The following is a 23,243-nucleotide window of genomic DNA, read 5'->3' on the forward strand; positions in this document are numbered from 1 at the left end:
GGCCCGAACTCCGGCAGGCAGGAGCAACCGTGCAGCCTGGCGAGTCCGCTGGTCGGTGCCGTCGGGGCTGGCGGCCCGGACGCCGGGGGCGCTGACCAGCCGAATCGGCGGCAGAGGGCGTGACCCAGCTGCTGCACTGAGGAGCAAGTTAACGTTAACATAAGAGCGTGTCAATGGTTGTGTCGACAGTGCTCCACCCCCGCCCCGGCCGCCCGAGGCAGCCTGCGAAGGCTCCCTCACCAGGGAAAATGGCGAAGCGTTGGCACTGTGTCCGCGGGCCGGCCGGGCGAAATCGACAGGTGGTGCGGGTGATGTGGGTGGCGCGGCCGGCGGCGGGTCGGGCGGGCGAATCCGGCCCGTCGGGGTGCCCCGTGCGCTCCGGGGGTAGGCCGGGAGGCCCCCGGTGGGCCTTTTGCCGTCGTCGGGCAGCTCCGGAGCGCGCTGGAGCCCTTCAATGATCCGAAACTGTTAACGCAAACATTATTCCACCCGTCGGCCTGATCCCCGAGCGGGTTGGGCCGCGTTTTAGCAGGTGAAGTTGCATTGCAGCGTCTCTTGTGGTGCGGGCTTTGCGGTGGAAGTGGTCGGCGACCGAGGGCTCAGAAGTTTCGAGAAAACTGGTGTCACATCTTGACGGACGCTGCCTTCATGCACGAAAGTCGATGTAGGTGGCATCGCGTGCGATCAGCGGCTGATGAGTCGGCAAAGATGCAGGTGAAGATATTCGGGCAGCACCTGTTAACGCTCTCACGTTGACCGGTCGACCGGTCACCGCCGGTGTCCACCGCCCAGGCTGCTGACGATCGGCGACGTCGACCGCCAGGTTTAGCTTTTCCCGCCGACCGAGTCGGGGTCGCGGTCGACCTCATCCTGCTCCGTGCCGCCCACCCCGCACCCGACGCGTCCACGCCGCGACGGCGTCACCCGCACCGGACAACCGCCAACCGCACGGTGTCCCGCATCACGACGCCCGAGCAGAGACCGCACGACCGACACAGGAGCCACCTCATGCCATCACCACCACCGACGCGGTCGGCGCCGGTGGCGAGACCGAACCCGCCAACTTCGGCAACGCGGCCCTCTGGCGCTGAGCCGGCAGCTGCCCCCGCGCCGCGCGGGGGCAGCCGCCGACGTGCCTGGACCGACCCGGCGACGCCGATCCTGTGCAGACGAGCCGGAAGGTCGGGGAGGCGCGGTGGTCACCACACCTCCCCGACGGGTCGACCCGTCAGTGCGGGCACCGGCCGGCGACGCAGAGCGGCACGACGTCGGTCTGCCGGGACCCGTTGTCGTCCGGGCGGCGGACTGCCCCGCACCCCCCGGCGGGTTGGCCGACGCCGGGCCGCATGGTGTCAGCAGCGGATCGGTGAAGGCCATCAGCGGCGAATCGTCGTCCCCGCCGACCGGGACGTCGCCGGGGACCGACAGGCCACGCTGGCGGGCAGCCCGGGTGGCGCCCGGCGCCATCAGGCCGGAAGCGCAGACCACGGCGGTGACGCCGCGGTCCAGCAATCGGCCGGCTGCCGCCTCGCCGCCCTCCACGCCGCGCATGGCGGTTCACGCCTTCGTTGACAGTGCCGATCGCGACACTATACGTTTAACACGTTGGTTAAGTGAGAGGGCTTTCGATGGCAGCCACCGATCAGCTCAGCGCGGTGTTCTCGGCGCTCGCCGATCCCACCCGACGGGCGATCATCGCCACGTTGGCCGCACGCGACGCCACGGTCACCGAGCTCACCGCTCCGCTGTCGATCTCGATGCCGGCGGTGTCCCGGCACCTGAAGGTGCTTGAGCGCGCCGCGCTCATCTCGCGGTCGCGGTCGGGCAAGTGGCGCGCGAGCCACCTCGAGGCTGCCCCGCTGCGCGAGGCGGCCGACTGGATCGAGCGCTACCGGCGTTTGTGGGACTCGTCCCTCACCCGCCTCGACGTCCATCTCGCCGCGATGCAGGCCGCTGAGCGGGCGACGGACCCGGCGACGCACGACGATCAGGAGAGGGAATGAGACCGGCGACTCCGCAGCTGGCGATCTCGCGTCTGTTCGACGCGCCGCGGAAGCTCGTCTACCGAGCTTTCACCGAACCCGAGCACCTGGCGGCGTGGTGGGGTCCGATCGGGAACTCACTGCCGCGCGACGAGATCGCGTTCGACGTGCGCCCCGGCGGATTTCAACGGTGGACCGAGGTCAACGCCGCTGACCCCGGCCTTCGCGTGCACGTCCACATCGACCTCACCGACGTCGTCGACGGCGAGTTGATCGACGGTGTCATGCGCGTCAGTGGGCGGCTGCAACAGGGCATCGAGCCGTTCGAGACGAGACTGCGCATCGAGTTCCACGACGACGCGGACGGTCGGACGCGACTGGAGATCCGCCAGTGGCTCCCCGAACATCTGGCGCGGCCGAGCGAGGAGGGCTGGCGTCAAGCCTTCACCAAGCTGGACGCCAACCTGGCGAATGCCCAGCTGACCACCGAGAGGTAGGGGCATGGCAAAGCTGATCTACATGAACAACGTTTCGCTCGACGGCTACATGGAGGACGAACGCGGCACCTTCGCCTGGTTCCCCATCGACGACGAAGTGTTCGCGTTCCAAACCGAACGCCTGCGGCCGGTGGGCACGTTCCTCTACGGGCGACGCCTGTACGAGGCGATGGCCGTCTGGGAGACCGACCCCGCGCTGGCGGCGAAGTCGGACCTCATGGCCGACTTCGCCAGCGCCTGGCAGGGGGCGAGCAAAATCGTCTACTCCACCACCCTCACCGAAGTCCCCACTGCCGACACCCGGGTCGAACGCCGTTTCGACCCCTCCGCCGTCCGCGGACTGAAGGCCACAGCCAGCAGCGACCTGATGGTCGGAGGCGCCGACCTCGCGGCACAGGCATTCAAGGCCGGGCTGCTCGACGAGTGCGAGCTGTTCATCCTGCCCATCGTCGTCGGTGGGGGTAAACCAGGGCTACCGACCGGCATGCGCGCCGAGCTTGAGCTCCTTGAGGAGCGCCGATTCGGAAACGGCGTCGTACACCTGCGCTACCGCCCCCTCGGACAGTGAACGAGGTCGTCGGGCAGCGTGGATCGTATGGTCGCGAATGATCCCTCGGTCTTACCTGCCGCCGGCTGGTGCAGGGCTCACCGCAGTCGTGTGTGCGGTGGTCGCCGGCCGCGCGGACCCACCTGTGCGGGCATCCGAGCCACGGCGGACGCCAGGACCCGCCACCGTCACCCACGCTGCGCCGGGCCGTGGCCTCCGCCACCTGGCCGTCGCTGACCGTGATGCCGACGACCTCCACGTCGTACGAGCGGGCCAGGTCGAGCGCCGGACCACCCACCCCGCACCCCCGATCGAGGATGCGCCGACCCGGCGCGGGCGTCAGCCGCTCATCTGGTGCTCTGGCCGCATACGTTCGCCGGGTGAGGTGGCGGACGCATCAACAGACGCGCCTCGGGCTGCCGGTGCCGGTCATCGCTGACCGCCGCTGGCGAACAACACTTCCCCGGTGATCCAGCGGGCGGCGTCCGAGGCCAGGAAGGTCACGACGGGGCCGTAGTCCTCCGGCGTGCCCAAGCGACCCAACGGGATCTCGGCGATCGCGGCCTCGGCCGCAGGTGAGCCGATGAAGCCCGCCGCCCGGGTGCCGTCGGTCTCCGAGGCGCTCGGCGCCACGGCGTTCACCCGGATGCCGCGTGGGGCCAGCTCCTTGGCGACGATCCGGGTGATCGAGTTCAGCGCGCTTTTGGTACCCACGTACACCGCGCTGTAGGCCGGGTGGCTGGATGTGCCGGCCGTGGAGACGTTGACAATGGACGCTGAGCGGCCGAGGTCCTCCTGAGCGGCGAAAGCCTGCATCGTCAGCACCGGGCCGAGGAAGTTGGTGTCGACCTGCCGGTGGAAGTCCTCGTCAGTGACAGCGGACAGGGGGGTGAACGTGGCGATGGCCGCGTTGTTGACCAGGACGTCGATGGGTCCGAATGCTTCTCGGGCGGTGGTGAACAGCGCTCGGACGTCTTCACGCCGGCCGACATCGCCCTGGACCGCGATTGCGCGTCCGCCGGCGGTGACGATGTCATTGACGACGCGTTCGGCACCGGCGGCGTCGGTGCGGTAGTTGACGATGACTGACGCGCCCGCCGTCGCGAGGGCGGAGGCGAGGTGGGCTCCGATGCCCTTGGCAGCGCCGGTCACGAGGGCTGTGCGGTCCTGCAGTTCGTTCATGCCGCTCAGACTAGGGAAGTTGCTCACTGGCAGTAAGTAGGCACCTTTTCGTAAGCTGCTTGCATGGCGGTAAGTTCTGAACTGCAGTCGGCGTACCGGCTGCTCGCCGGTGACACCTTCGACAGCCGGTGCCCCTCGCGCGCGATCGCGGATCAGGTGACCACCCGCTGGGGTACGTTGATCATCGCGGCGTTGATCACCGGCCCACACCGCTTCTCGGCGCTGCACCAGCGCATCGGCGGCATCAGCCAGAAGATGCTGTCACAGAACCTGAAGTCCCTCGCCCGCTCGGGCCTGGTCGATCGGCACGTCGAGCCGACCACGCCGCCGCAGGTGACCTACACCCTCACCGCGCTCGGGGAAAGCCTGGCCGAACCGCTGTGCGCGTTGCTGAGCTGGTTCGGCGCCCACACCGACGCCCTGCTCGAGGCTCAGCAACGCTACGACGGCTAGTTATCCCTCGTGAAGCGACGCGGAGGGAGGACGGATCACGACGAGAGGGTCCAGGCAGGCCAGGCCGATCTGAACGACCCTGTGGACACGTCACGGACGGTGTCCCCGTCGGCCTGCACCAGCTGGGCGATCACCGGAACCCGGTTGCCGCCGGCCGATGCGAGGAGCATCATCACGCGCCGGTACCGCACCGAGCTTGTGCTGCCCCGGCGCACGATCTGCTGCAGCTTCTGACCTTCCTGGTCGGTCAACCTGCGCACGAGGACAGGCTCGGCCACCTTGCCCCCAGCTGTCGGATCGGATGTCACCGCACATCCAATCGCGACAGCGGCCAACCGAAGTCAGCGCCGGTATCGACCGACGTCGGTCACATGTACGACCTCATGACCGAACTGTTCACCACTCTGCTCGACGGCAACATCCACCTCGGCTGCTGGACCGACGACGCGGACCGGGCCTCCGTCGCCGAGGCCTCCGGACGGCTCACCGACATGATGCCGCACCGCGTCGCTGCGGCTCGCCACCACCCGGCACGAGACGGTGCTGACGGGAATCCCCGTCAGCCACGGGCAGATCGACACGGCCAGAGCCCGCGCGCGGCAACTCGGCGTCGCCCACCGCGTACATTTCCGATACGCTGACGCCATGAACATGCCGTTTGCACCCGGTATGTTCGACGGGGCCTTCGCCATCGAATCCCTCATCCACATGCCGGACCAGGACCGCGCGCTCCAGGAGATCGGCACCGTGTTGCGCCCCGGCGCACGACTGGTCATCGCCGCCATCATCGACAGACACCCGGCAGGCGGCCCCGAACAAGAGATAATCGACAATATCTGTGCCGTGACGCAGTGCCGCGCCATCGCCGCCCTGCCCGACAGACTTGACCGGGCGGGTTTCGAGGCCCTGGAGTTCGACGACCTCAGCGCCAACGTGATGCGGGCGTTCGCGGTGCTGTCCGACCGCATGCGTGAGGTCCGGGCCGACTTCGTCGCCAGGATCGTACCCGCGTACTTCGACCAGCTGGTCGAACTGTTCCGGCGCTGCAGCGGCGTCGCCGCGGCTGGTTACGTCCTGGCGGTGGCCCAGCGCCGATGACCGCGAGGGGAAAGGGTCCATCCCATCGATCGGTGGGGAGTCACCAGGTGCTTTCCCGGCATCAGCTCGCCCTGCTCGCCGACCCGGCACCCGACGACGGGCGACACCGGGCACCGCCCCACGACCGGCCCGAGCTGACCGGCAGATCAGCCGAGAGAGAACTGCTCGACGCACTGCTGCGCGGCCGCGCACGCCTCCCCGCCCTGCTGGTCGGCAGCGGGGTCGGCAGCGGCAAGACGGCCCTGCTGCGCGCCACCGACGACCAGGCCCGCCGGGCCGGCCGCCGCGTCGTGTGGGTCACCGGCGCACCCGCCGAAGCCGACCTGCCCTACCCGGGTCTGCATCAGCTCCTCTACTGCCTGCGCACGGACCTCGACCTCGGCGCCAGACCGTGGGCGGCACGGGCCCGCAACGAGCTACGTGCCGCCCGGCCCGCCGAAGGACCGGCCGGGCCCACCGCGCAGGAGAAGTCCGTCGCCAGGCTCGCCGCCCAGGGCCTGACGAACAAGCAGATCGCCGTCCGGCTGCGCCTGTCGGACCGCACCGTCAGCGGACACCCTTACAAGGTCTACCCCAAGCTCGGGGCCACCTAACGGACCGGGCTGCGTGACGCCCTGGAGATACGAGCCGGATGGGATGCGGATGGCACAGCAGACTGAGTTCACCGAGGCCCTGCTCGACTACGTCCGGCAGGTCTCGCTGCGCGACGACGAGATCCTCGCCGACCTTCGTCGGGAGACCGCCGCCCTGCCGATGGGCCGGGCGATGCAGATCATGCCGGAAGAGGGCCAGCTGCTGGCCCTGCTCGTCAGACTGACCGCGACGTCGCTTCCGGTGGTCGAAGTCGGGACCTTCACCGGCTACAGCACCCTGTGCATGGCCCGGGCCCTCCCACCCGGTGGCCGGCTGATCACGGTGGACATCTCCGAGCGGTGGCCGATGATCGCCGCACCGTACTGGGAACGTGCCGGGATGGCCGACCGCATCGACGTACGCATCGGTGCAGCGCGGGAGGTCCTGGCCGACCTGGAGCGCGAACTCGGACCGGGCGCGGTGGACCTGGTGTTCATCGACGCCGACAAGGCGGGCTATCCGGACTACTACGAGGCCGCGCTGCGACTCGTCCGCCGGGGCGGGCTGGTCGTCCTCGACAACACGGTGTTCTTCGGCCGGGTGCTCGACGAGGAACACCAGGACCGGGACACCGCCACCATCCGGAAGCTGAACGTCTCGCTCCTCGCCGACGACCGGGTCGACCTGGCGATGCTGTCCTTCGCCGACGGCCTCACGCTGGCGGTGAAGCGCTGACCCGACCATCCGCATCGACCCGGAAAGGTGCCGGCGAAAACCAGTTCGAAACGCCGACAGGACCCGAAAACCCGGCGACGCAGAATGAGTGACGCGGGCGTCAGGGTGTTGGCGGTGAGACGCGGCGACCACGGGTCACCGCACCCAGACGAGACTGTAGAAGGTCAACTTCGGCTTTCCGGTGAACCACTCGCTGCCCGGCCAGATGACGACGTAGCCGAGATCAGCCTCGGCGGTCTTGACGCAGGCCGCGAGCGGTGCCGCCACCGGGTTGTCCACCCCCCGACCCAGGCGCACCATCCGCTGCGCGACGGTGAGCGGCGGAAACTCGTCACTCCACTCCCGCTGAGCAAGGCAGTCCGCCTCGCTCGGAAGATCGTCGGTGGTCACCGAGTCGAAGATCTGCGGCCGGAGCACCCGGGAGACCTGTGCCCCGTTCACCAGTTCCAGTCTGCGGGTGACGTGGTCGAAGGCGACGTCCGCGGTCGTGCCGGACTGGCTGCGCTCCAGGTCCAGGTAGGTGTGTTCACCGTTCACGGTGAAGGTCACCTTCTCGACGTCGATGCGGGCCGGGCCGTACACCTCGGTGTTCTTCGACGTCGCACCCGCGTCCGCGACGTCGATCTTCGCACCGGCCGCGACGAAGATGACGATGCGGTTGCGCTCCACCTCCTGCACGAAGCGGCCGTCCATGGTGATCCGCAGCTTGCGGCCGCTGTTGATCCGGAAGGTCTCGCACGTGGCGTCGGGCTTCTCGCGGGCCGCGATCGGGCACACCAGCAACTGGGTGACGTCGGCGGGCTCCGCCCGCAGGATGCGCACCGACGAACCGGCGTCGCGGACACCACCGTCGGCACCGACCCCGAACACCCCCAGCGGAGTCACGATGGACACGTCGTCGGTCTGCACCTCCACGCTGCCGTCCGAGTTGAGCACGAACTGCACCGGCAGCAACGGAGGCTGGTAGGCGACGTGCCCCATGATCCCGAGCTTCTTGTCCGAGGCCGGATTGTCACCGTCGGGCAGTTGCCACTCGTAGGGCATGGAACTGCCGAGGACGACGCCCCCGCCGAGGCAGCAGCCACCCAGGCAGATCAGCACGACGGCGATCACGGCCGCGATCGCCGTGCGGCTCACCGCGTACCCCCCGGGCCGGTGTCGTGCCCGAGGCTGTTCGCATCGGTGATGCGCTCCTGGCCGGCTTCGATGCCCCCCGGCTCCCGGCCCCACAGGCCGCCGCCGCGGCGGCGGTTCAACTCCTTGGTCAGCCAGGCGGCGCCGTCCACCACCACCGTTTCGAGGACGTCGAGTGCGTCGTTGACGCCGGTGCTGTCGAGGGCCAGCCGGGCGACCAGCCCCTCCGGTTCCCTACCGTCCCGCATCTGCACGAAGTCGCCCAGTTCGAGACTGATGGTGCCGAGAGTGTCGGTGCGGACGACGAAGTGCCGCTGTTGGATGTGCACTTCCATGGAGGGACCGGTGAACACGGAGACACCTCCGGAGGTGATCTGCGGTTGCGCGATCGGGGACGCCGGGCGGCGGATGCTCTGCTCGGTGACCTCAACCTCACGCAGCCCGCCGTAGGGAATCGAGCGACGGCTCGATCCGTGCAGCTCGCCGTTGGTGAAGTCCAGTTCGGAGCAGAAGTAGCGGATACCCGTCGCGGTCAGCAGGAACAGCGTCAGCACGTAGCGCGAGTAGCGGATCGGCCCGTAGATGACCCGGGCACTGCTCGCCCCCGCCGCGCCGGTGGTCAGCTCAAGGGCGTACGCCACCTCCGAGGCGGGGATTCCCCGTTCACGGAGCATGTCCGCCTTGAACACGAAGACATCCTGGGCCAGCCACGTCGCCATCTCCTGGTCGGTGGGACGGTCACTCAGGACCGCACTCCACCGCTGCCACTCGGCCTGCTCGGCCTCATACCGCTCGGCCCGCTCCCGGGACACGATCCGGTAGGTCGACTGTCGCGTCCACAACCTCGGCTGGGAGTACCAGAGCAGGGCGATGCCGCCTGCGGCGACGAGCAGCGGAAGCCCCGACTCCGTGCTGCCGTCGGGCAGCAACCGGGCGAGCACCAGCAGCGCCGCGACCGCCAGCAGGGCAACCGCGAACTGTTCGGCCCGCCTCAGCAGTGGCCGCTCGCGGTACGTGTCCTCGTAGGTGAGTAGCCGGCGGGTGCTCCAAACGTCGCGGGTCTGCCGGGCATGCCAGCGGGCGAGCCACAGCAGGTGCCCGTTGCGCAGCTCCGACTCGTCGTAGAGCAGCGCGAATTCGCGGGCGAGGGACTGGCGCAGCCCGAGGGTCATCGGTTCCCAGCTCGTCTGCTGTCCCGGTGCGAGACTCGCGAAGACCGCCTCGACCGTGCGGGTCGCAGCGTCCATCGCCTCCGGATCGACGGTCATACCCAGGCCGTGGCCACCGTGGAATCGATCAGCGTAGAACGCGAGCAGGGTGCGGCGGTGCTGCCGCTGCCACCGCGCGTAGCCGGCGAGGGGCACACCGATCCCGGTGAGGACGAGCGTGATCGCCAGCGTGGTGAACGCGCCGACCAGGCCGAGTTGCACCGCGACGCCGACCGTCCCGACCACCCCCAGCGCCAGCCCGGCCCAACGGGTCAGGGTCAGGCTCCGTGACGGCGGCACCTGCGCCCCGCCGAGTTCCCTGGGCTCAGCGGGGTCGGGTTCGAAGAACTTCCAGACGCGCTGCCGACGGTCGAGGATGTCGCCGGAGCGTTGTTCCCGGACCCGGTCGGCGTTCCGACGGAACACCTCGTCCTTGAAGGGGCCGGCGAGCAGGCCGTCGAGGTGCCGTTGGTGCTCCTCGGGAAGGTTCCCGTACGCCGCTGCCATCTCCTCGAGGTTGGTCCCCGAGGTTGCCCTGACGCCGACGTCCGTCGCACGGTCGCTGATGCCCATCGCGAAGTCGATGAGGGCCACCAGGCTGCCCAGCCGCTTGCGGTCGAGAAAGTCCTCGGCGCTCTCCTGGCCCGGGGCGCCGCCCTTGGCGACCAGCCGTCGGGCGTTGCCCAACGCCTGCAGGTGCCGATCGTCGAGAGCGCTCAGGGTCCGGTCGCTGAGCGTGGCGACGAGGTAGTGGTAGCACACCCCCGGCCGGTGACCGTACGAGGTGGCGAGCACCTCGGCCAGCAACTGCTCCGCGGCTCGGGACATGCCGCCATCGAGCAGGCGGACCGCCACCTCGTACTTCTTCTCGGGTGGGTCGTTCGGCCCGACGTAGTACGTGTGCACGCCACCGTGGATGGTGCCGCCGGTCGCGAATATCGGCGAGTTGGCCCCGGAGGTGTGTACGTGCTGACGGGGAACCTCAGCCATCTCCCTGCTCCCCCCGGTAGTCGAGGCGCACGCCGCCGTGGATGGTGCCGCCGGTGCCGATCACCGGGGACTGCGCCCCCGACGTGTGCACCGTGTAGCGGCTGTCGTCCGGGGCGGTCGGCGTGCCGGCGTCGCCGTGGTCGAGCCGGGCGGCCAACGCCAGCGCGAACGCCGCCGCGTGTGCCGCGGCCCTGGGCTGCCATCCCTCGGCGTCGGTCTGGTCCTTGTGGCCGCCGGCCTGGTCACTGATGCCACGGATGGTGGCCGTCGGCACCGCGTGGTTGACGTGTCCGGCGTGCGCTGCGCCGGCGCTCTCCATCTCCACCGCCACGGCGTCGGCGTAGTGCTCGTGCAGGCGCTGCGCCTCCGGCGTGGTGCGCCCGTTCAGCACCACCTCGCCTGCGGCGATAGGTTCGAAGTGGACCTTCGGTGCCGGGTGCAGGCCGCTCGCCCAGCCTCCGTCGAGGGCGAGGTGGCGGGCGACCTGCTCCAGTTCGTACGCGATCGGCCAGGCCTGCGGGTACGCCCGGAATCCGCTGTCCTCGCTGCGCCCGCCCTGGTAGGCGTACACCTTCGTGGCGACCACGACGTCGCCGAGGGCGAGCCAGTCGCGCAGTCCGCCGGCCACCCCGACGAAGAGCATCGCGCTCGGCCGGTAGTGGCTGATGGCGCGCTCGGCGATGACCCCGGCGGCGGGGTTACCGCGTCCGACGAGCGCCAGCGCGACCTGGCGGCCTGGCCCGTCGCCGATCCCGGCGAGGGTGCCCACGTCGAAGTGGGTGCCGGCGGGGTGCCGCTCGACACGTATGTCCCGTAGGCGTTTCCTGATCTCGCTGCGCTCCACTTCGAGCGCCACCAGTACGACGATCATCAGACACTCCTCGTACGTCTCTCGCTGTTCGTCCTTTTTGGACTGTCAATGGATGCAACCGGGTCCGGTTCTGCGGTTGCGGGTGATTTGCGAGGTGCGGGCCGAGGGGGCGACCCATGGAGATGCTCAGCCGAGCTGCCGCCTCGGTGAGGACTTCCCTGCCGAGCGTAATTGTTCGTCGATGATATAGTCAAGCTGACTAAAAGAGGAGGGCGTTGTGCCGAACGACAAGCAGTGGACCGCCCCATTGATCGCGATCGCCGTCGACCTGGCGGTCTTCACCGTCCTGGCGGACCGGTTCGTTGTCCTGTTGGTCGAGCGCGGCATCGAGCCGGACCTCGGCTCCCTGGCCCTTCCAGGCGGTTTTCTGTCGACCGTGCAGGAGGATCTGACCCGCGCCGCGGTGCGGGAGCTGGCGGAGGAAACCGGGCTCGACCCCGGCCGAGTGCATCTTGAGCAGCTCGCCACGTACGGCACACCGGACCGGGACCCCCGACAGCGGGTCGTCACTGTCTGCTATCTGGCATTGACACCGACGCCGGGAGCGCCTGCTGCGGGCGGCGACGCGCGCCACGCCGACTGGTACCCGGTGGAGGAGATCCTCGCGGAGCCGAGCCAGCTCGCCTTCGACCACGCCCAGATCCTCACCGACGCCGTGGAACGCGCCCGCAGCAAGCTTGAGTACACCACCGTCGCCACGTCCTTCTGCGGTCCCGAGTTCACCATGTCCGAACTCCGCCGGGTCTACGAAATCGTCTGGGGGCGGTCCCTGGACGCCCGCAACTTCCACCGGAAGGTTCTCGCCGTGCCGGACTTCGTCCGGCCGACCGGAGAACAGACCACCCGCAACGGTGGGCGGCCCGCCGCGCTCTACCGCCCCGGCGACACCTGGCTGGTGCAGATCCCCATCCTGCGCGCCCGTCACGAGGGGGCCCACAATGTCCATTGATCCGCTGCGCGAGCTGCTCCTGGCCGAGTATGGGCAGCTCAAGGAAGAACAGCGCGCCCGCATCGGCCTGCGCGACAACCTCATCTACGTCACCCTGGCTGCATACGCTGCCATCGTGGTGGGGGTGACCACCCTGGGTGGCCAGGGGGCGTTGTTGCTCATCCTCTCGGGAGCGGCAACGGTCCTGGGCTGGACGCACCTTGCCAACGACGAGAAGATCTCCGCGATCGGTCGCTACGTCCGCACGGCGCTCGCCCCACGCGTGGAAGACCTGCACCCCCGGGCCGCGCCCGTGTTCGACTGGGAGGGGACGCATCGGCGCGACCAACGTCGACGACTGCGCAAGATCCTCCAGGCCTCGACCGACCTGCTCACCTTCAACATCCCAGCGCTCGGCGGGCTCGTCTACTACTGGGTCAACGGGCCCTGGCACTGGTCACTGATCACCGTGTCACTGCTGTTGCTCATCGCGAGCGCCGTTCTGGGCTGGCAGCGCCTTCTGCACGTCGACCTGGCCTGAACCGTACCGAACCGGTCGGGGGATGGGACCGGTCGGAGACGAGCTCGGCGCGCCCGGTCGGAACTCGGCCCCGAAGCCGACACCTTCGGGGCCGAGACCGTGCTGTCCCGGGTGGCCGGCTCACCCGACTACACCGACGAGTGCCCTGTAGTCAGGCTGCCCGATGGCACCCGGGCGGCAACTCAGGCCCGCTCGGCCGGCAGCGGTGGAGCGACGACCAGGAAGCGGAAATCCTCGCGCGCCCTGGCGGTGACGGGCAGGGGCAGCCGGATGCGCCCGGAGTCGACCATGCCCCGCAGGGCGGACCGGCTCAGACCGAACCCGGCGGTGAGCAGCTTCCCGACCCGTACGGGCACCGGCACCTCGAACCTGACGATGACCTCGAGCGGCGCGGCATCCGTGCGCTGGAGGTCGTAGAACGGCAGGTCGGTGTCCAGCCGCCAGGTGCCGGTCCAGTCGAGCCGGTAGGCGGCCCGGCGGGCGAGCGTCGCGTCCATGGCCAACTGGCGCACCACGGCCGGATCGTTGTTCTCGAACATCAGGAGCCGCTCGTTGTCCAGCGGCCGCACGGCGACGCGCTCGTGGACGGGGATCTTCGAGGTGCGGCCGCACAGCACACAGCAGATCAGCAGCCACACGTCCAACAGCTTGTGGTTCGCGTTGACCCGGATCTTGCCGGTGGGACGGTGCCGCGTGGACCGGCACGACACACAGGGTCTGACGATGGTGGGCAGGGCGCGCTCGCTGACAACCCACAGCGCTTTACGGTCGATGTCGGCCTCACGGCCGTCAACCGGCACGCGGACATGGCGGGAACTGTTCATGGCTTCGGCGATTCCAGGGTCTCGGCGGGAGACGCCCGGCAGCGCGACGGCGTGCCGGGGCCGTCCCGGGTCCGGTGACGGGTAGCCGGCGTCGCGGCGGGGAGCCTGCCGGCTGAGGCGACGTCGCAGGTCACGTCGCGTGAAGGAAGCCCGCACCGGTCGCCGGTGCGGGCTTCGGGTGGCATGGCGGTACGGGACGGGGAGATGACTCGAACCCGTCGTCGTCGCGCACGTGCGCCACCGGTCACTGACCCATGCGTGTCAGCATGGTCACCCCGTCGGCCGCCGGGCAACGGGTTTTCGCGCCACGCCCGCCCGGTGCCGGGGCGGGGAAATCCGCTGTCGCCCGTCGGACGGGGGTAGTACAAAGCCGCAGTGGAAGAAACCCTGGAGTTCGCTGACCTGTTACGGCTGATGGACGAACGATCGGACGCCTTCCGGGCGGCGGTCGCCGCAGCGCCGAGCCTCGACGTGCGGGTGCCGACCTGTCCCGAGTGGACACTGCTCGACCTCGTGCGGCACCTGGGCGAGGGACGCCGCAGGTGGGCCGCCATCGTGGCCGCGGGACCCGCCGACGCTCCGCCGGCGACGCCGACCCCGGTGGTGCCCCGTGACCGCGAGGACCTGCTGGCGTGGTTCACCGCGTCGACGGGGGAGCTGCTCGACGCGCTGCGGGAGGCCGGCCCGGAGCGGGGTTGCTGGACGTGGTGGGGCTCGTCGCAGGCACCACAGACGACGGGTGCCGTCGCCCGGCACCAGCTCCAGCAGGTCGCCGTGCACACCTACGACGCCCAGGTCGCGGTGGGTGGCCCGCAGCCACTGCCGGACGCGGTGGCCCTCGACGGTGTCGACGAGTTCCTGACCACCTGCGTCGCGACGACGGTCGCGTGGCCGCACGCCCCCGCGATCGTCGACTACCACGCCGCCGAGGGCCGCTCCTGGCGGATCTGGTTCTCCGCCGACGGTGCCCGGACCGCCCGCCTCCCCACGCCGGCCGCCGTCGAGGACCCGGCGGTTGCCTACGTCGCCGCCTGGGGCACCGCCCACGAGCTGGTCATGTTCTGCTACGGCCGGCTGACCATGGACGCGCTGCGGATCGACGGCGACCGGCGCGTCTTCGACCAGTTGATCGCCTGGGAACCGGAGGAGTAGGACCCGACGGGCCCGGCCGCCGTGCGTCGACCCCGAACCCGGCGCACGACGGCCGGGCCCGTCAGGTCCGGTCCCCGGTCCAGGCCGCTTCGAGGATCGCGGTCAGGCTGGCGGTGTCGGTCGGCCCAGGATGGTTCTGGATCAGGCGGGTGACGCCGGAGGCCATCTCCGCGAAGCGGGGAAGGTCGGCGCGGGCCACCCCGATGTCCGCGAGGGTGCGCGGGATACCGATGTCGGCGAGGAGCCCGTGGAGCCAGGTGAGGAACACCTCGGTGGCCTCGGCCGGCGAGGCGTCGGTCACGTCGAGCCCGCACACCCCGGCGAGGGTCGCCAACCGGTCACCGATGGCGTCCCGGGCCGCGTCCAACGCGTACGGCAGCAGCAGCCCGACGCCCAGGCCGTGCGGCGTGTGCGTGGCCGCGCCGATGGGGTACTGCAGAGCGTGCGGGGCCGCGTTGCCCGCATGGGAGAAGGCGAGCCCGGCGAGCACCGACCCGTAGGACATGTCCGCGCGCGCGTCGGTGTCGCCGCCGTCCCGGACGGCCCGACGCAGGCTCCGGGCGATCCGCTCCGCGGCCAGGAGCGCGTAGTGGTCGGTGACCGGGTTACGGCCGAGGAACACCTGCTCCACCGGGTCGCGCGGCCCGTGGGGCCGGGGTCGCGCGGTGTAACTCTCCACCGCGTGACAGAACGCGTCGATGCCGGAGTGGGCGGTGACGGTCGCCGGGCAGGTGTAGGTCAGTTCGGGGTCGACGATCGCGAAGTCCGGCACGATGTGGACGCTGGACACCCCCACCTTCAGCGCACGGTCCGGATCGGTCAGCACCGAGACGGGGGTCAGTTCGGAGCCGGTGCCCGACGTCGTCGGGACCGCGACGAGCGGAATCGTCGGCCCCGGCACCCGCGACTCGCCGTAGAAGTCGCGCGGCGTCCCCCCGTGGCACCGGATGACGCCGACGATCTTGGCGAGGTCGATCACCGTGCCACCCCCGACGGCGAGGATCACGTCGGCGTCCACCGCGGCGGCGGCCGAGACGGCCCGGTCGACGTCGGCGAGGGGCACGTCGGCGGTCGCGTCGGAGAACACCTCGACCACCTCGACCTTCTCCCGCACGGCGGCCACGATCCCGGCCACGCCCGGCTGCCCCAGCAGGGTCCGGTCGGTCACGACGAGGACCCGTGAGCCGTTCTCGGCCACCACCCGGGGGATGTTCTGCGCGACCCCTTCGCCGACGATCAGCTGGCGAGGTCCACGGACGGTCTCAAGCATGGCGGTGCCTCTCCGGAACGTCGGCGGCGATGTGCTGGTCGGACGTCCCGACCACCCGTGCGGCGCGGTGCTCCCCGGCGGGCGTCGGGGGCGGCAGGACGGTCACGGCAGGTCGATCGCCGCGTAGGTGACGTCGAGGTATTCGCCGATGCCCTCGTGCGACCCCTCCTTGCCGATGCCGGACTGCTTCACGCCCCCGAACGGGGCCGACGGGTCCGAGATCAGGCCACGGTTGACGCCGATCATCCCGGTTTCGAGCCCTTCGGTGAACCGCAGCGCCCGTTGCAGGTCACGGGTGAAGACGTAGCCGACCAGGCCGTGCTCGGTGTCGTTGGCCTTCGCGATCACCTCGTCGTCGGAGGTGAACGAGATGACCGGCGCCACCGGGCCGAAGATCTCCTCCCGCAGCATCCGTGCGTCGTCGGGTACGTCGACCAGGACCGTCGGCGGGTAGAAGTGACCCGGCCCGTCCGGGCGCACGCCACCCACCAGGACCCGGGCCCCCCGACCGACCGCGTCGGCGACGAGGTCGTCGAGCTTGGCGACCGAGGGTTCGTCGATCAACGCCCCGACGTCCACGCCGTCGTCGAGGCCGTTGCCCACGACCAGCGCGCCCATCCGCTCGGCGAACCGCTTCGTGAACTCCTCCCGCACCGGCTCCTCGACGTAGATCCGGTTGGCCGCGATGCAGGACTCCCCGATGTTGCGCATCTTGGCCACCATCGCACCGTGCAGCGCGACGTCCAGGTCGGCGTCGGCACACACGATCAGGGCCGCGTTGCCGCCCAGCTCCATCGAGGTACGCAGCACGTTGTCCGCCGCCTGGCGCAGCAGCACCCGCCCGACCTCGGTCGACCCGGTGAACGACACCTTGCGGGTCCGGGTGTCGGCCAGCAGCGCCGAGACCACCTCACCGGCACGTTTGGTGGTCACCACGTTGACCACACCCGCGGGGACACCGACCTCCTCCATGATGCGGGCCAGCAGCAGCATGGTCAGCGGCGTCTGGGCGGCCGGTTTGGTGACCGTCGTGCAGCCCGCCGCCAACGCGGGGGCGATCTTGCGGGCGCCCATGGCCAACGGGAAGTTCCAGGGCGTCACGAACACGCACGGTCCGACCGGCTTCGGCACGGTGAGGATGCGGTATCCGCCTGCGGGAGCGGTGCTGTAGCGCCCCTCGACGCGTACCGCCTCCTCGGCGAACCACCGGAAGAACTCGGCACCGTAGGCCACCTCCGCCCGCGCCTCGGCGAGCGGCTTGCCCATTTCGAGCGTGATCAGCCGGGCGACCTCCTCGGTCCGTCCGGTCAGCGCCCGGTACGTCGCGGTCAACAGCTCCGACCGTTTCCGTGGCGGGGTCGCCGCCCACTGCGCCATCGCCCTGCTCGCCGCTTCCAGGGCGGCCAGCCCGTCGACGACGCCGGCGTCCGCCACTTCGGCGACGGTCGTACCGGTGGCGGGGTCCTCGACGGCGAAGGTGGCGCCGCTCGCGGCATCCCGCCAGGAGTCGCCGATCCGCAGCCGCCGGTGCTCGGGGGCCAGGACGTCCATCGGGTCACTCATTGCGTCGCCTCCTGTGATCTTCGTGGTGATGTCCGGCGTGCCGCGACCGACAGGTCACCTGCGGGTAGCGGTGCAGGCCGCTGCCGTCGCCGCCCCGGCTACCGCCCGGCCGCCGACAGCGACAGCCCGGTGTCCGCGTCGAACAGGTGCGCGCGGTCCAGGTCGACCGTCACCCGCAGCCGCTCGCCCGGTGTGCCGGTGACGGTGGGTCGCGCCTTGACCTTCAGGATGTCCGTGCCCACCCGCACGTCGACCACCGTCCGGTCACCGAGGGGTTCGAGCCCGTAGAGCTCCCCGGGCAGCGACGCGTCCCCACGCTGCTCCACGGACAGGTCCTCCGCGCGCAGGCCCAGCAGCAGCGCCTGACCGTCGGCGGCCGTGGCCCAGCGGGGCCGGGGCAGCGTCCAGCCCGCCGCGCCGACCAGGCGGTCCCCCTCGGCGTGGCAGGCGAGCAGGCTGATCGGTGGGCTCCCGACGAACCCGGCGACCCACTGGTTGGCCGGCCGCTCGTACACCTCGGTCGGGGTGCCGACCTGTTGCACCGTCCCCTCCCTGAGCACCGCCACCTGATCGGCCATGGACAACGCCTCGACCTGGTCGTTGGTCACGTAGACGAAGGTCGCGCCGAGGCTGCGGTGGATGCGGGTCAGTTCGGTGCGCATCTCGACGCGGAGCTTGAGGTCGAGGTTCGTCAACGGCTCGTCCATGAGAAACGCGCGGGGGCTGCGGACCAGCGCCCGGGCCAGGGCGACCCGCTGCATCTCACCGCCCGACAACTGCGCGGGACGGCGGTGCAGCAGCCGTTCGATGTGCAGCAGAGCCGACATCCGCTCGACGGCGGCGGCGATCTCGCCCGACGGGCGGCCACGCGCCCGCAGCGGCGAGGCGATGTTCTCGTACGCCGTGTGCCGGGGGTAGAGGGCGTAGTTCTGGAACACCATGGCGAGGTCCCGGACGGCCGGGGCGTCGGCGGTCGCGTCCCGGCCGTCCAGGTGTACCGACCCGGCGTCGAGCTTGTCCAGGCCGGCGATCGCCCGCAGGGTCGTCGTCTTGCCCGCCCCGGAGGGCCCGAGCACGACGAAGAATGCGCCGTCCGGCACGTCCAGCGTCACCCCGTCCAGCGCCCGGACCTTACCGAAGGACTTGCACAGCCCCTTGACCGCAACGGTTCCCATCAGGCCACCAGTTCTTCCGTGCGCACGTCGTAGACCGCCGGGGTCCCGCCGGTGTGCCGCAGCCCGACCTTCGCGTCGGCGGCGAACCGTACGGTCGGTGGCATCCGGACCCGCACGTCGCGTCCGCCGCTGTGGTCGACCACGTAGATGATCTCGTCGCCCAGCCACTCCGCCGAGACCACGCGGGCCGGCACCGACCGTTCCGCGCCCGGCGCGGTGACCTCCAGCGCCTCCGGTCGTACGCCCGCCACCAGGGGGCGGTCGCGGGGCAGGCCCGGCGGTGGCGTGAGGACCAGCCCGCCCTGACCGCGCAGCGCCCCGTCGGCCACCTCCACCTCGATGAGGTTCATCGGCGGGGAGCCGATGAACGCCGCGCAGAACAGACTCGCCGGACGGTCGTACACCTCAAGCGGGGTGCCGATCTGCTCGACGCGCCCCTTGTTGAGGATGGCGATGCGGTGACCGAGCGACATCGCCTCGACCTGGTCGTGGGTGACGTAGACCATCGTCGCCCCCAGTTCCCCCTGCAGGTGCTTGATCTCGGTGCGCATGTCCGCCCGCAACTCCGCGTCCAGGTTGGTGAGGGGCTCGTCCATCAGGAAGGCGCGCGGCCGTCGCACCAGGGCGCGGGCGAGCGCGACCCGCTGCTGCTCCCCGCCGGAGAGCTGACGTGGCCGCCGGTCCAGCAGCGGACCGAGCCGCATCAGCCGGGCCGCCTCCTCGACCCGCTCCCGCACCTCGTGCCTGGGCAGTCCCTCGGCCCGCAGCGGGAACGCCAGGTTGTCGCGGGTGCGCAGGTGCGGGTACAGCGCGTAGAACTGGAACACCATGGCGATGTCGCGTTCGGCCGGCGGCAGGTCGTTGACCAGCGTGTCGCCGATGCGGATGTCGCCGCTGGTCTGCCGCTCCAGGCCGGCGATGGCCCGCAGCGTGGTCGTCTTGCCGCACCCCGACGGGCCGAGCATCACGAACAGTTCGCCGTCGCCGATGGACAGGTCCACGTGCTCGACCGCGACCGTGCCGTCCGGGTAGCGCTTGTGCAGGGCGCTCACCTCGATGCCCGCCATCAGCGTCGCACCGCCCCGAGGGTCACACCGGCGACGAGGTGCCGGCGTACCAGGTAGGCGAAGACGAGCACCGGCAGGGCGAACACCACCGAGGCGGCGGCCACCAGCCCCCAGTCGACGGTGGTGCCGCCGATCAGGCCGGCGATGGCCGGTGGGGCGGTGCGCACGTCGTCGCTGGAGGTGAGGAAGATGGCGAACACGAACTCGTTCCACGAGAAGATGAGCGCGAACACCGCCGTCGCGGCGATGCCGGGCACGAGCAGGGGCAGGGTGAACTTCCAGAACGCCTGGAGGCGGCTGTAGCCGTCGAGCATGGCGGCGTCCTCGTACTCGGCGGGCACCTCGTCGACGAACCCCTTCATCATCCAGATCGTGAACGGGACGTTGAACGCGGCGTAGATGAGGATCAGGCCGAGCTTGGTGTCGATGAGTCCGGCCTGGCGGTACATGAGGAAGATCGGCACCACGACCACCACGGGCGGCATGAAGCGGGTGGACAGGACGAAGAACAGCTGGTCCTTCTTGGCCTTCAGGGTGAAGCGGGAGTACGCCCAGGCCGCCGGCACCCCCAGCACGGTGGCCAGCACCGTGGACACGCCGGCGACGACCACGGAGTTGAGGAACGCCACGGACAGGGCCGAGCGGCCGCCGTCGGCGCCGACGAAGACGTCCCGGAAGTGGTCGAGGGTGACCGTGAAGCCGAAGAACTCGGCCGGCACGGCGTAGACGTCCCGGTTCTCCTTGATGGACGTCTCGATCATCCACAGCACCGGGAAGAGCATCACGACGGCCAGCGCGGTCAGCAGCACGACCTCCAGCACCGACCGGCCGCGGCCCCGGCGGCGCACGCGGCGTGCGGGGGACGGGTGGTCCGGGGTCGGGCCTGCGGACACGGCCTCGTCGACGGAGACGGCCATCAGCCCTCCTTGAGTTTGTTCAGGTAGCGCAGGTAGAGCTGCGTGAGGACGATGACGACGAGGACCATGAGGATCCCGTACGCCGAGGCGGTGCCGGTGTTGAAGCCCAGGAACGCCACCTTGTAGACGTGGAACGACAACGTCTCGGTGGAGACCCCCGGACCTCCGCTGGTGAGGATGTAGACGAGGTCGAACAGCCGGAACGCCTCGATGGCCCGGAACAGCACGGCGATGAGCAGCAGCGGCCACACCAGCGGAAGGGTGATGGTGCGGAACCGGAACCACTCGGACGCCCGGTCGATCGAGGCGGCCTCGTACAGGTACTTCGGGACCGCGGTGAGGCCGGCGAGGGCGATGAGCATGATGAACGGCGTCCACTGCCAGGTGTCGACGACGATCAGGGACACCAGTGCGGTCCGCTGCCGGGTGAGCCACTCCACCTGCCCCAGGCCGAGCGACCCGAGCATGCTGTTGATCACGCCGAACTGCGCGTCGAGCATGAACCGCCAGAACAGCCCCACCACGACCGGCGACAGCATCATCGGCACCAGGAACAGGGTGGTCAGCAGCCCCCGCCCGTGGGTGCGCCGGGAGATCAGGTAGGCGATGGAGAAGCCGAGCACGGTCTGCAGGGTGACCGCGCCGACCACGTAGATCAACGTGGTCAGGGCCCGCTGGTGGACCTGCGCCGACGTCAGGATCGCGGTGTAGTTGCCGAACCCGACGAACCGGGCGGGTCCCCCTCGGGTGGCCGAGTAGTCGGTGAACGACAGGTACAACGCCCACAGCAGCGGGAACACCGACATGCCGAGCAACAGCAGCAGCGCGGGGGAGATGAAGACCACGGCGAGGCCGCGGTCGCCCAGCCGGGGGCGGGACCGGCCCGGTGCAGGTGGCGTCGCGGACGCCACCTGCCCGGGACGGTCGGTCGTCAGCTCGCTCACAGCCCGCCGCCGCCCTTGCGGTTGCTGGAGTCGAGTACGCCCTGCTGCTCGCGGGCGATGTCGTCGAGCGCGGCCTTCGGGCTCTTCGCGCCGTTGAGCGCCGCGTTGACGTTCGTGTTCTCGATGTCGACCAGACGCGCGTACTCGGGCACGTTCCACATGTCCCGCATCCGGGGCACCGAGTCGGCGTAGACCTGGTTGAACGGCCCGGCGTTGAGGAACTCGGGTGACTGCAGGGCGTCGGTACGCGACGGCACGCCACCGGCCGCGGCCCACTTCTTCTGCACGTCGGCCCGCTCGAACCACCGCATGAAGTTCAGGGCCTCCGCCTGGTTCGCCGAGGGGGAGTAGGCCGACACGTGCATCCCCATCCCGCCGAGCGGGACCAGGTTCGTCTTCTGGGTCGGCAGGGTGGCGAACCCCAGCTTGTCGAGGATCTGCTCCCGGGTGGTGCCCAGCGTCGACTGCTTCGGATCGAGCAGGCCGCCGCTGGCGGCGATCCAGTTGAACGCGATGCACGCCTTGCCCTGGGCGACCGCCGCGTTCACCTCGTCGATGAACCAGTTGCCGGAGCCCTTGGCGGTCAGCGGCTTCATCTTGTTGACCAGGACGTCCATCGCCTCGTGGCCGGCGGTGTCGTTGAGGACGCCATCGATCTTGCGGCTCTTGGCGTCCCAGAGGTTGCCGCCGTAGACGCCGTTGACCGTGTTGTAGGTGACGGCTGCCGCGTCGGAGCCGTTGGCCTGGTGGAACGCCAGCCCGCTGACGCCCGGGTTTTCCGCCTGGCACTTCGCGGCGACCGAGATCATCTCGTCCCAGGTCTGCGGGGGTTTGTCGCCGATCAGGTCCTTGCGGTAGATCATCGTCCAGGTGTCGCCGAGCAGCGGCAGCCCGTACAGGCTGGCGTTCTCGTCGCGCTTGCCGGTCTCGGCCTGCGGGAACTGGCCGTACGCCGCCAGCAGGTACGGGTTGTAGGCGTCGACCTCGATGTTCTTCTTGACGAAGTCGGTGAGGTCGAGGATGTTGCCGTTCGTCACGGCCTCACCGATGTGCTGCGAGTCCAGGATCGCGATGTCGAAGTCGGTCTTGCGCGCGGCGAACTGGGTGAACATCGCGTCGTGCCAGTTCGCGTTCGGCACGGTGTTGACCTTGATGGTCGCGTTCGGCCGTTCCTTCTTGTACTCCGCGTTCGCGAAGTCCTCCAGGGCGTGGGCCGGGGGCCAGTCGAACCAGATGAAGCTGAGGGTCAGCGGGTCCTTGCTGAGCTCGGGGACCGTCGCAGGCGCCTTCGGGGCGCTCGCCTTCGTGCCGTCGTCCTGGCCGTCGCCGCACGCCACCAGGGTCGTGGCCACCAGCAGCAGGGCCGCCGTCGCCAGCTGAACCTTGCGCCGGGAGACCGATGTTCGACCAATTCGCTTCGGATGCCGCATCGTGGTACCTGCTTTCTGGGGTGGTGGGGACGTCGAGAGCCTCGCTAGGTGCCTCGCCGAGCAGGTGCTTCGTCGTTCAGGCGTGGTGCCGGGCCGCCGCGGGGCCGACCCGTGGGCCGGCGTCACGGACGCGCCGCGACGTGCCGGTTCGTCGTCAGGCCG

At 70.1% G+C, this 23,243-nt stretch carries 23 protein-coding genes and 2 pseudogenes; 10 read left to right on the plus strand and 15 right to left on the minus strand.

The features are described 5' to 3' along the window. Positions 1-1,350: 1,350 nt before the first annotated feature. A pseudogene (locus H1A17_RS35840) lies at positions 1,351-1,545 on the minus strand (substrate-binding domain-containing protein); the annotation flags it as partial. 83 nt (positions 1,546-1,628) lie between these two features. On the opposite strand from H1A17_RS35840, the gene H1A17_RS18130 reads away from it, so the two are divergent. Genes H1A17_RS18130 through H1A17_RS18140 form a run of 3 tightly spaced genes read left to right on the plus strand, consistent with a single transcriptional unit; the run spans position 1,629 to position 3,047 of the window. Continuing rightward, a complete protein-coding gene (locus H1A17_RS18130) occupies positions 1,629-2,003 on the plus strand; it encodes a helix-turn-helix transcriptional regulator (protein WP_145920627.1) in 375 nt (124 codons plus the stop codon). Next, complete coding sequence (locus tag H1A17_RS18135; RefSeq protein WP_145920626.1) at positions 2,000-2,479, plus strand: SRPBCC domain-containing protein; 480 nt, start codon at positions 2,000-2,002, stop codon at positions 2,477-2,479. The genes H1A17_RS18130 and H1A17_RS18135 overlap by 4 nt, the downstream gene beginning before the upstream one ends. A 4-nt stretch (positions 2,480-2,483) precedes the next feature. Further along, a complete protein-coding gene (locus H1A17_RS18140) occupies positions 2,484-3,047 on the plus strand; it encodes a dihydrofolate reductase family protein (protein WP_145920625.1) in 564 nt (187 codons plus the stop codon). Between the two features lie 196 nt (positions 3,048-3,243). Here H1A17_RS18140 and H1A17_RS18145 read toward each other — a convergent pair. Beyond that, positions 3,244-3,369, minus strand: a pseudogene (locus H1A17_RS18145) (SAM-dependent methyltransferase); the annotation flags it as partial. 86 nt (positions 3,370-3,455) lie between these two features. Continuing rightward, the gene (locus H1A17_RS18150; protein WP_194822427.1) at positions 3,456-4,208 is read right to left on the minus strand and encodes an SDR family NAD(P)-dependent oxidoreductase; all 753 of its coding nucleotides are present in this window, start codon (positions 4,206-4,208) and stop codon (positions 3,456-3,458) included. A 63-nt stretch (positions 4,209-4,271) separates the two neighbouring features. On the opposite strand from H1A17_RS18150, the gene H1A17_RS18155 reads away from it, so the two are divergent. Next, complete coding sequence (locus H1A17_RS18155) at positions 4,272-4,661, plus strand: helix-turn-helix domain-containing protein (protein WP_145920623.1); 390 nt, start codon at positions 4,272-4,274, stop codon at positions 4,659-4,661. Between the two features lie 35 nt (positions 4,662-4,696). On the opposite strand, the gene H1A17_RS18160 is transcribed toward H1A17_RS18155, so the two are convergent. Next, positions 4,697-4,969: a hypothetical protein gene (locus H1A17_RS18160; protein ID WP_228543760.1), complete on the minus strand. Its 273-nt coding sequence runs from the start codon at positions 4,967-4,969 to the stop codon at positions 4,697-4,699. Positions 4,970-5,171: 202 nt separating this feature from the next. On the opposite strand from H1A17_RS18160, the gene H1A17_RS18165 reads away from it, so the two are divergent. The 3 genes from H1A17_RS18165 to H1A17_RS18175 are packed head-to-tail and all read left to right on the plus strand — an operon-like array spanning position 5,172 to position 7,067. Then, positions 5,172-5,759, plus strand: a complete 588-nt coding sequence (locus H1A17_RS18165; protein WP_228543764.1) for a methyltransferase domain-containing protein — start codon at positions 5,172-5,174, stop codon at positions 5,757-5,759. Between the two features lie 47 nt (positions 5,760-5,806). Next, positions 5,807-6,352 (plus strand): LuxR family transcriptional regulator, encoded by a 546-nt coding sequence (locus H1A17_RS18170; RefSeq protein ID WP_309236795.1) that lies wholly within the window; start codon positions 5,807-5,809, stop codon positions 6,350-6,352. Positions 6,353-6,401: 49 nt separating this feature from the next. Continuing rightward, positions 6,402-7,067 carry an O-methyltransferase gene (locus H1A17_RS18175; protein ID WP_194822430.1) on the plus strand — a complete coding sequence of 222 codons (666 nt, stop codon included), beginning with the start codon at positions 6,402-6,404 and terminating at the stop codon, positions 7,065-7,067. Between the two features lie 135 nt (positions 7,068-7,202). On the opposite strand, the gene H1A17_RS18180 is transcribed toward H1A17_RS18175, so the two are convergent. Genes H1A17_RS18180 through H1A17_RS18185 form a run of 3 tightly spaced genes read right to left on the minus strand, consistent with a single transcriptional unit; the run spans position 7,203 to position 11,270 of the window. Next, on the minus strand, positions 7,203-8,204 hold the full coding sequence (locus H1A17_RS18180) for a hypothetical protein (protein ID WP_194822431.1): 1,002 nt from the start codon (positions 8,202-8,204) through the stop codon (positions 7,203-7,205). Continuing rightward, a complete protein-coding gene (locus H1A17_RS34515) occupies positions 8,201-10,399 on the minus strand; it encodes a hypothetical protein (RefSeq protein ID WP_228543761.1) in 2,199 nt (732 codons plus the stop codon). The genes H1A17_RS18180 and H1A17_RS34515 overlap by 4 nt, the downstream gene beginning before the upstream one ends. After that, positions 10,392-11,270 (minus strand): 5'-methylthioadenosine/S-adenosylhomocysteine nucleosidase, encoded by an 879-nt coding sequence (locus H1A17_RS18185; RefSeq protein WP_228543762.1) that lies wholly within the window; start codon positions 11,268-11,270, stop codon positions 10,392-10,394. The genes H1A17_RS34515 and H1A17_RS18185 overlap by 8 nt, the downstream gene beginning before the upstream one ends. Positions 11,271-11,487: 217 nt before the next feature. On the opposite strand from H1A17_RS18185, the gene H1A17_RS18190 reads away from it, so the two are divergent. After that, complete coding sequence (locus H1A17_RS18190) at positions 11,488-12,219, plus strand: NUDIX domain-containing protein (RefSeq protein ID WP_145920618.1); 732 nt, start codon at positions 11,488-11,490, stop codon at positions 12,217-12,219. Beyond that, positions 12,209-12,739 (plus strand): hypothetical protein, encoded by a 531-nt coding sequence (locus tag H1A17_RS18195; RefSeq protein WP_145920617.1) that lies wholly within the window; start codon positions 12,209-12,211, stop codon positions 12,737-12,739. Before H1A17_RS18190 ends, H1A17_RS18195 begins: the two co-directional genes overlap by 11 nt. Before the next feature lie 182 nt (positions 12,740-12,921). On the opposite strand, the gene H1A17_RS18200 is transcribed toward H1A17_RS18195, so the two are convergent. After that, a complete protein-coding gene (locus tag H1A17_RS18200) occupies positions 12,922-13,563 on the minus strand; it encodes a DUF1062 domain-containing protein (protein WP_194822432.1) in 642 nt (213 codons plus the stop codon). Positions 13,564-13,938: 375 nt separating this feature from the next. Here H1A17_RS18200 and H1A17_RS18205 point away from each other — a divergent pair, with 375 nt between their 5' ends. Further along, complete coding sequence (locus H1A17_RS18205) at positions 13,939-14,715, plus strand: maleylpyruvate isomerase family mycothiol-dependent enzyme (RefSeq protein ID WP_194822433.1); 777 nt, start codon at positions 13,939-13,941, stop codon at positions 14,713-14,715. Positions 14,716-14,776: 61 nt separating this feature from the next. Here the strand turns inward: H1A17_RS18205 and H1A17_RS18210 are convergent, their stop codons facing one another. The 7 genes from H1A17_RS18210 to H1A17_RS18240 all read right to left on the minus strand — a co-directional run bounded on the left by H1A17_RS18210 (position 14,777) and on the right by H1A17_RS18240 (position 23,081). Further along, positions 14,777-15,985, minus strand: coding sequence for an iron-containing alcohol dehydrogenase (locus H1A17_RS18210; protein ID WP_145920614.1), 1,209 nt, complete (start codon positions 15,983-15,985; stop codon positions 14,777-14,779). A gap of 102 nt (positions 15,986-16,087) precedes the next feature. Next, positions 16,088-17,548: an NAD-dependent succinate-semialdehyde dehydrogenase gene (locus H1A17_RS18215; RefSeq protein ID WP_145920613.1), complete on the minus strand. Its 1,461-nt coding sequence runs from the start codon at positions 17,546-17,548 to the stop codon at positions 16,088-16,090. A 98-nt stretch (positions 17,549-17,646) separates the two neighbouring features. Then, positions 17,647-18,723: an ABC transporter ATP-binding protein gene (locus tag H1A17_RS18220; protein ID WP_145920612.1), complete on the minus strand. Its 1,077-nt coding sequence runs from the start codon at positions 18,721-18,723 to the stop codon at positions 17,647-17,649. Further along, positions 18,723-19,790 carry an ABC transporter ATP-binding protein gene (locus H1A17_RS18225; RefSeq protein ID WP_145920611.1) on the minus strand — a complete coding sequence of 356 codons (1,068 nt, stop codon included), beginning with the start codon at positions 19,788-19,790 and terminating at the stop codon, positions 18,723-18,725. Before H1A17_RS18225 ends, H1A17_RS18220 begins: the two co-directional genes overlap by 1 nt. After that, positions 19,790-20,707: a carbohydrate ABC transporter permease gene (locus H1A17_RS18230; RefSeq protein ID WP_145920610.1), complete on the minus strand. Its 918-nt coding sequence runs from the start codon at positions 20,705-20,707 to the stop codon at positions 19,790-19,792. The genes H1A17_RS18225 and H1A17_RS18230 overlap by 1 nt, the downstream gene beginning before the upstream one ends. Then, positions 20,707-21,651, minus strand: a complete 945-nt coding sequence (locus H1A17_RS18235; RefSeq protein ID WP_145920609.1) for a carbohydrate ABC transporter permease — start codon at positions 21,649-21,651, stop codon at positions 20,707-20,709. The genes H1A17_RS18230 and H1A17_RS18235 overlap by 1 nt, the downstream gene beginning before the upstream one ends. Beyond that, positions 21,648-23,081, minus strand: coding sequence for an extracellular solute-binding protein (locus tag H1A17_RS18240; protein WP_145920608.1), 1,434 nt, complete (start codon positions 23,079-23,081; stop codon positions 21,648-21,650). Before H1A17_RS18240 ends, H1A17_RS18235 begins: the two co-directional genes overlap by 4 nt. Positions 23,082-23,243 lie beyond the last annotated feature (162 nt).

It is taken from the genome of Micromonospora sp. S-DT3-3-22 (assembly GCF_015354745.1).
Lineage (GTDB): Bacteria > Actinomycetota > Actinomycetes > Mycobacteriales > Micromonosporaceae > Micromonospora > Micromonospora wenchangensis.

Coding starts and splice junctions, on each gene's coding strand:
- H1A17_RS18130 (WP_145920627.1), top strand. CDS start 1,629: ATGGCAGCCACCGATCAGCTCAGCGCGGTGTTCTCGGCGCTCGCCGAT.
- H1A17_RS18135 (WP_145920626.1), top strand. CDS start 2,000: ATGAGACCGGCGACTCCGCAGCTGGCGATCTCGCGTCTGTTCGACGCG.
- H1A17_RS18140 (WP_145920625.1), top strand. CDS start 2,484: ATGGCAAAGCTGATCTACATGAACAACGTTTCGCTCGACGGCTACATG.
- H1A17_RS18150 (WP_194822427.1), bottom strand. CDS start 4,208: ATGAACGAACTGCAGGACCGCACAGCCCTCGTGACCGGCGCTGCCAAG.
- H1A17_RS18155 (WP_145920623.1), top strand. CDS start 4,272: ATGGCGGTAAGTTCTGAACTGCAGTCGGCGTACCGGCTGCTCGCCGGT.
- H1A17_RS18175 (WP_194822430.1), top strand. CDS start 6,402: ATGGCACAGCAGACTGAGTTCACCGAGGCCCTGCTCGACTACGTCCGG.
- H1A17_RS34515 (WP_228543761.1), bottom strand. CDS start 10,399: ATGGCTGAGGTTCCCCGTCAGCACGTACACACCTCCGGGGCCAACTCG.
- H1A17_RS18185 (WP_228543762.1), bottom strand. CDS start 11,270: ATGATCGTCGTACTGGTGGCGCTCGAAGTGGAGCGCAGCGAGATCAGG.
- H1A17_RS18195 (WP_145920617.1), top strand. CDS start 12,209: ATGTCCATTGATCCGCTGCGCGAGCTGCTCCTGGCCGAGTATGGGCAG.
- H1A17_RS18200 (WP_194822432.1), bottom strand. CDS start 13,563: ATGAACAGTTCCCGCCATGTCCGCGTGCCGGTTGACGGCCGTGAGGCC.
- H1A17_RS18210 (WP_145920614.1), bottom strand. CDS start 15,985: ATGCTTGAGACCGTCCGTGGACCTCGCCAGCTGATCGTCGGCGAAGGG.
- H1A17_RS18215 (WP_145920613.1), bottom strand. CDS start 17,548: ATGAGTGACCCGATGGACGTCCTGGCCCCCGAGCACCGGCGGCTGCGG.
- H1A17_RS18220 (WP_145920612.1), bottom strand. CDS start 18,723: ATGGGAACCGTTGCGGTCAAGGGGCTGTGCAAGTCCTTCGGTAAGGTC.
- H1A17_RS18225 (WP_145920611.1), bottom strand. CDS start 19,790: ATGGCGGGCATCGAGGTGAGCGCCCTGCACAAGCGCTACCCGGACGGC.
- H1A17_RS18230 (WP_145920610.1), bottom strand. CDS start 20,707: ATGGCCGTCTCCGTCGACGAGGCCGTGTCCGCAGGCCCGACCCCGGAC.
- H1A17_RS18240 (WP_145920608.1), bottom strand. CDS start 23,081: ATGCGGCATCCGAAGCGAATTGGTCGAACATCGGTCTCCCGGCGCAAG.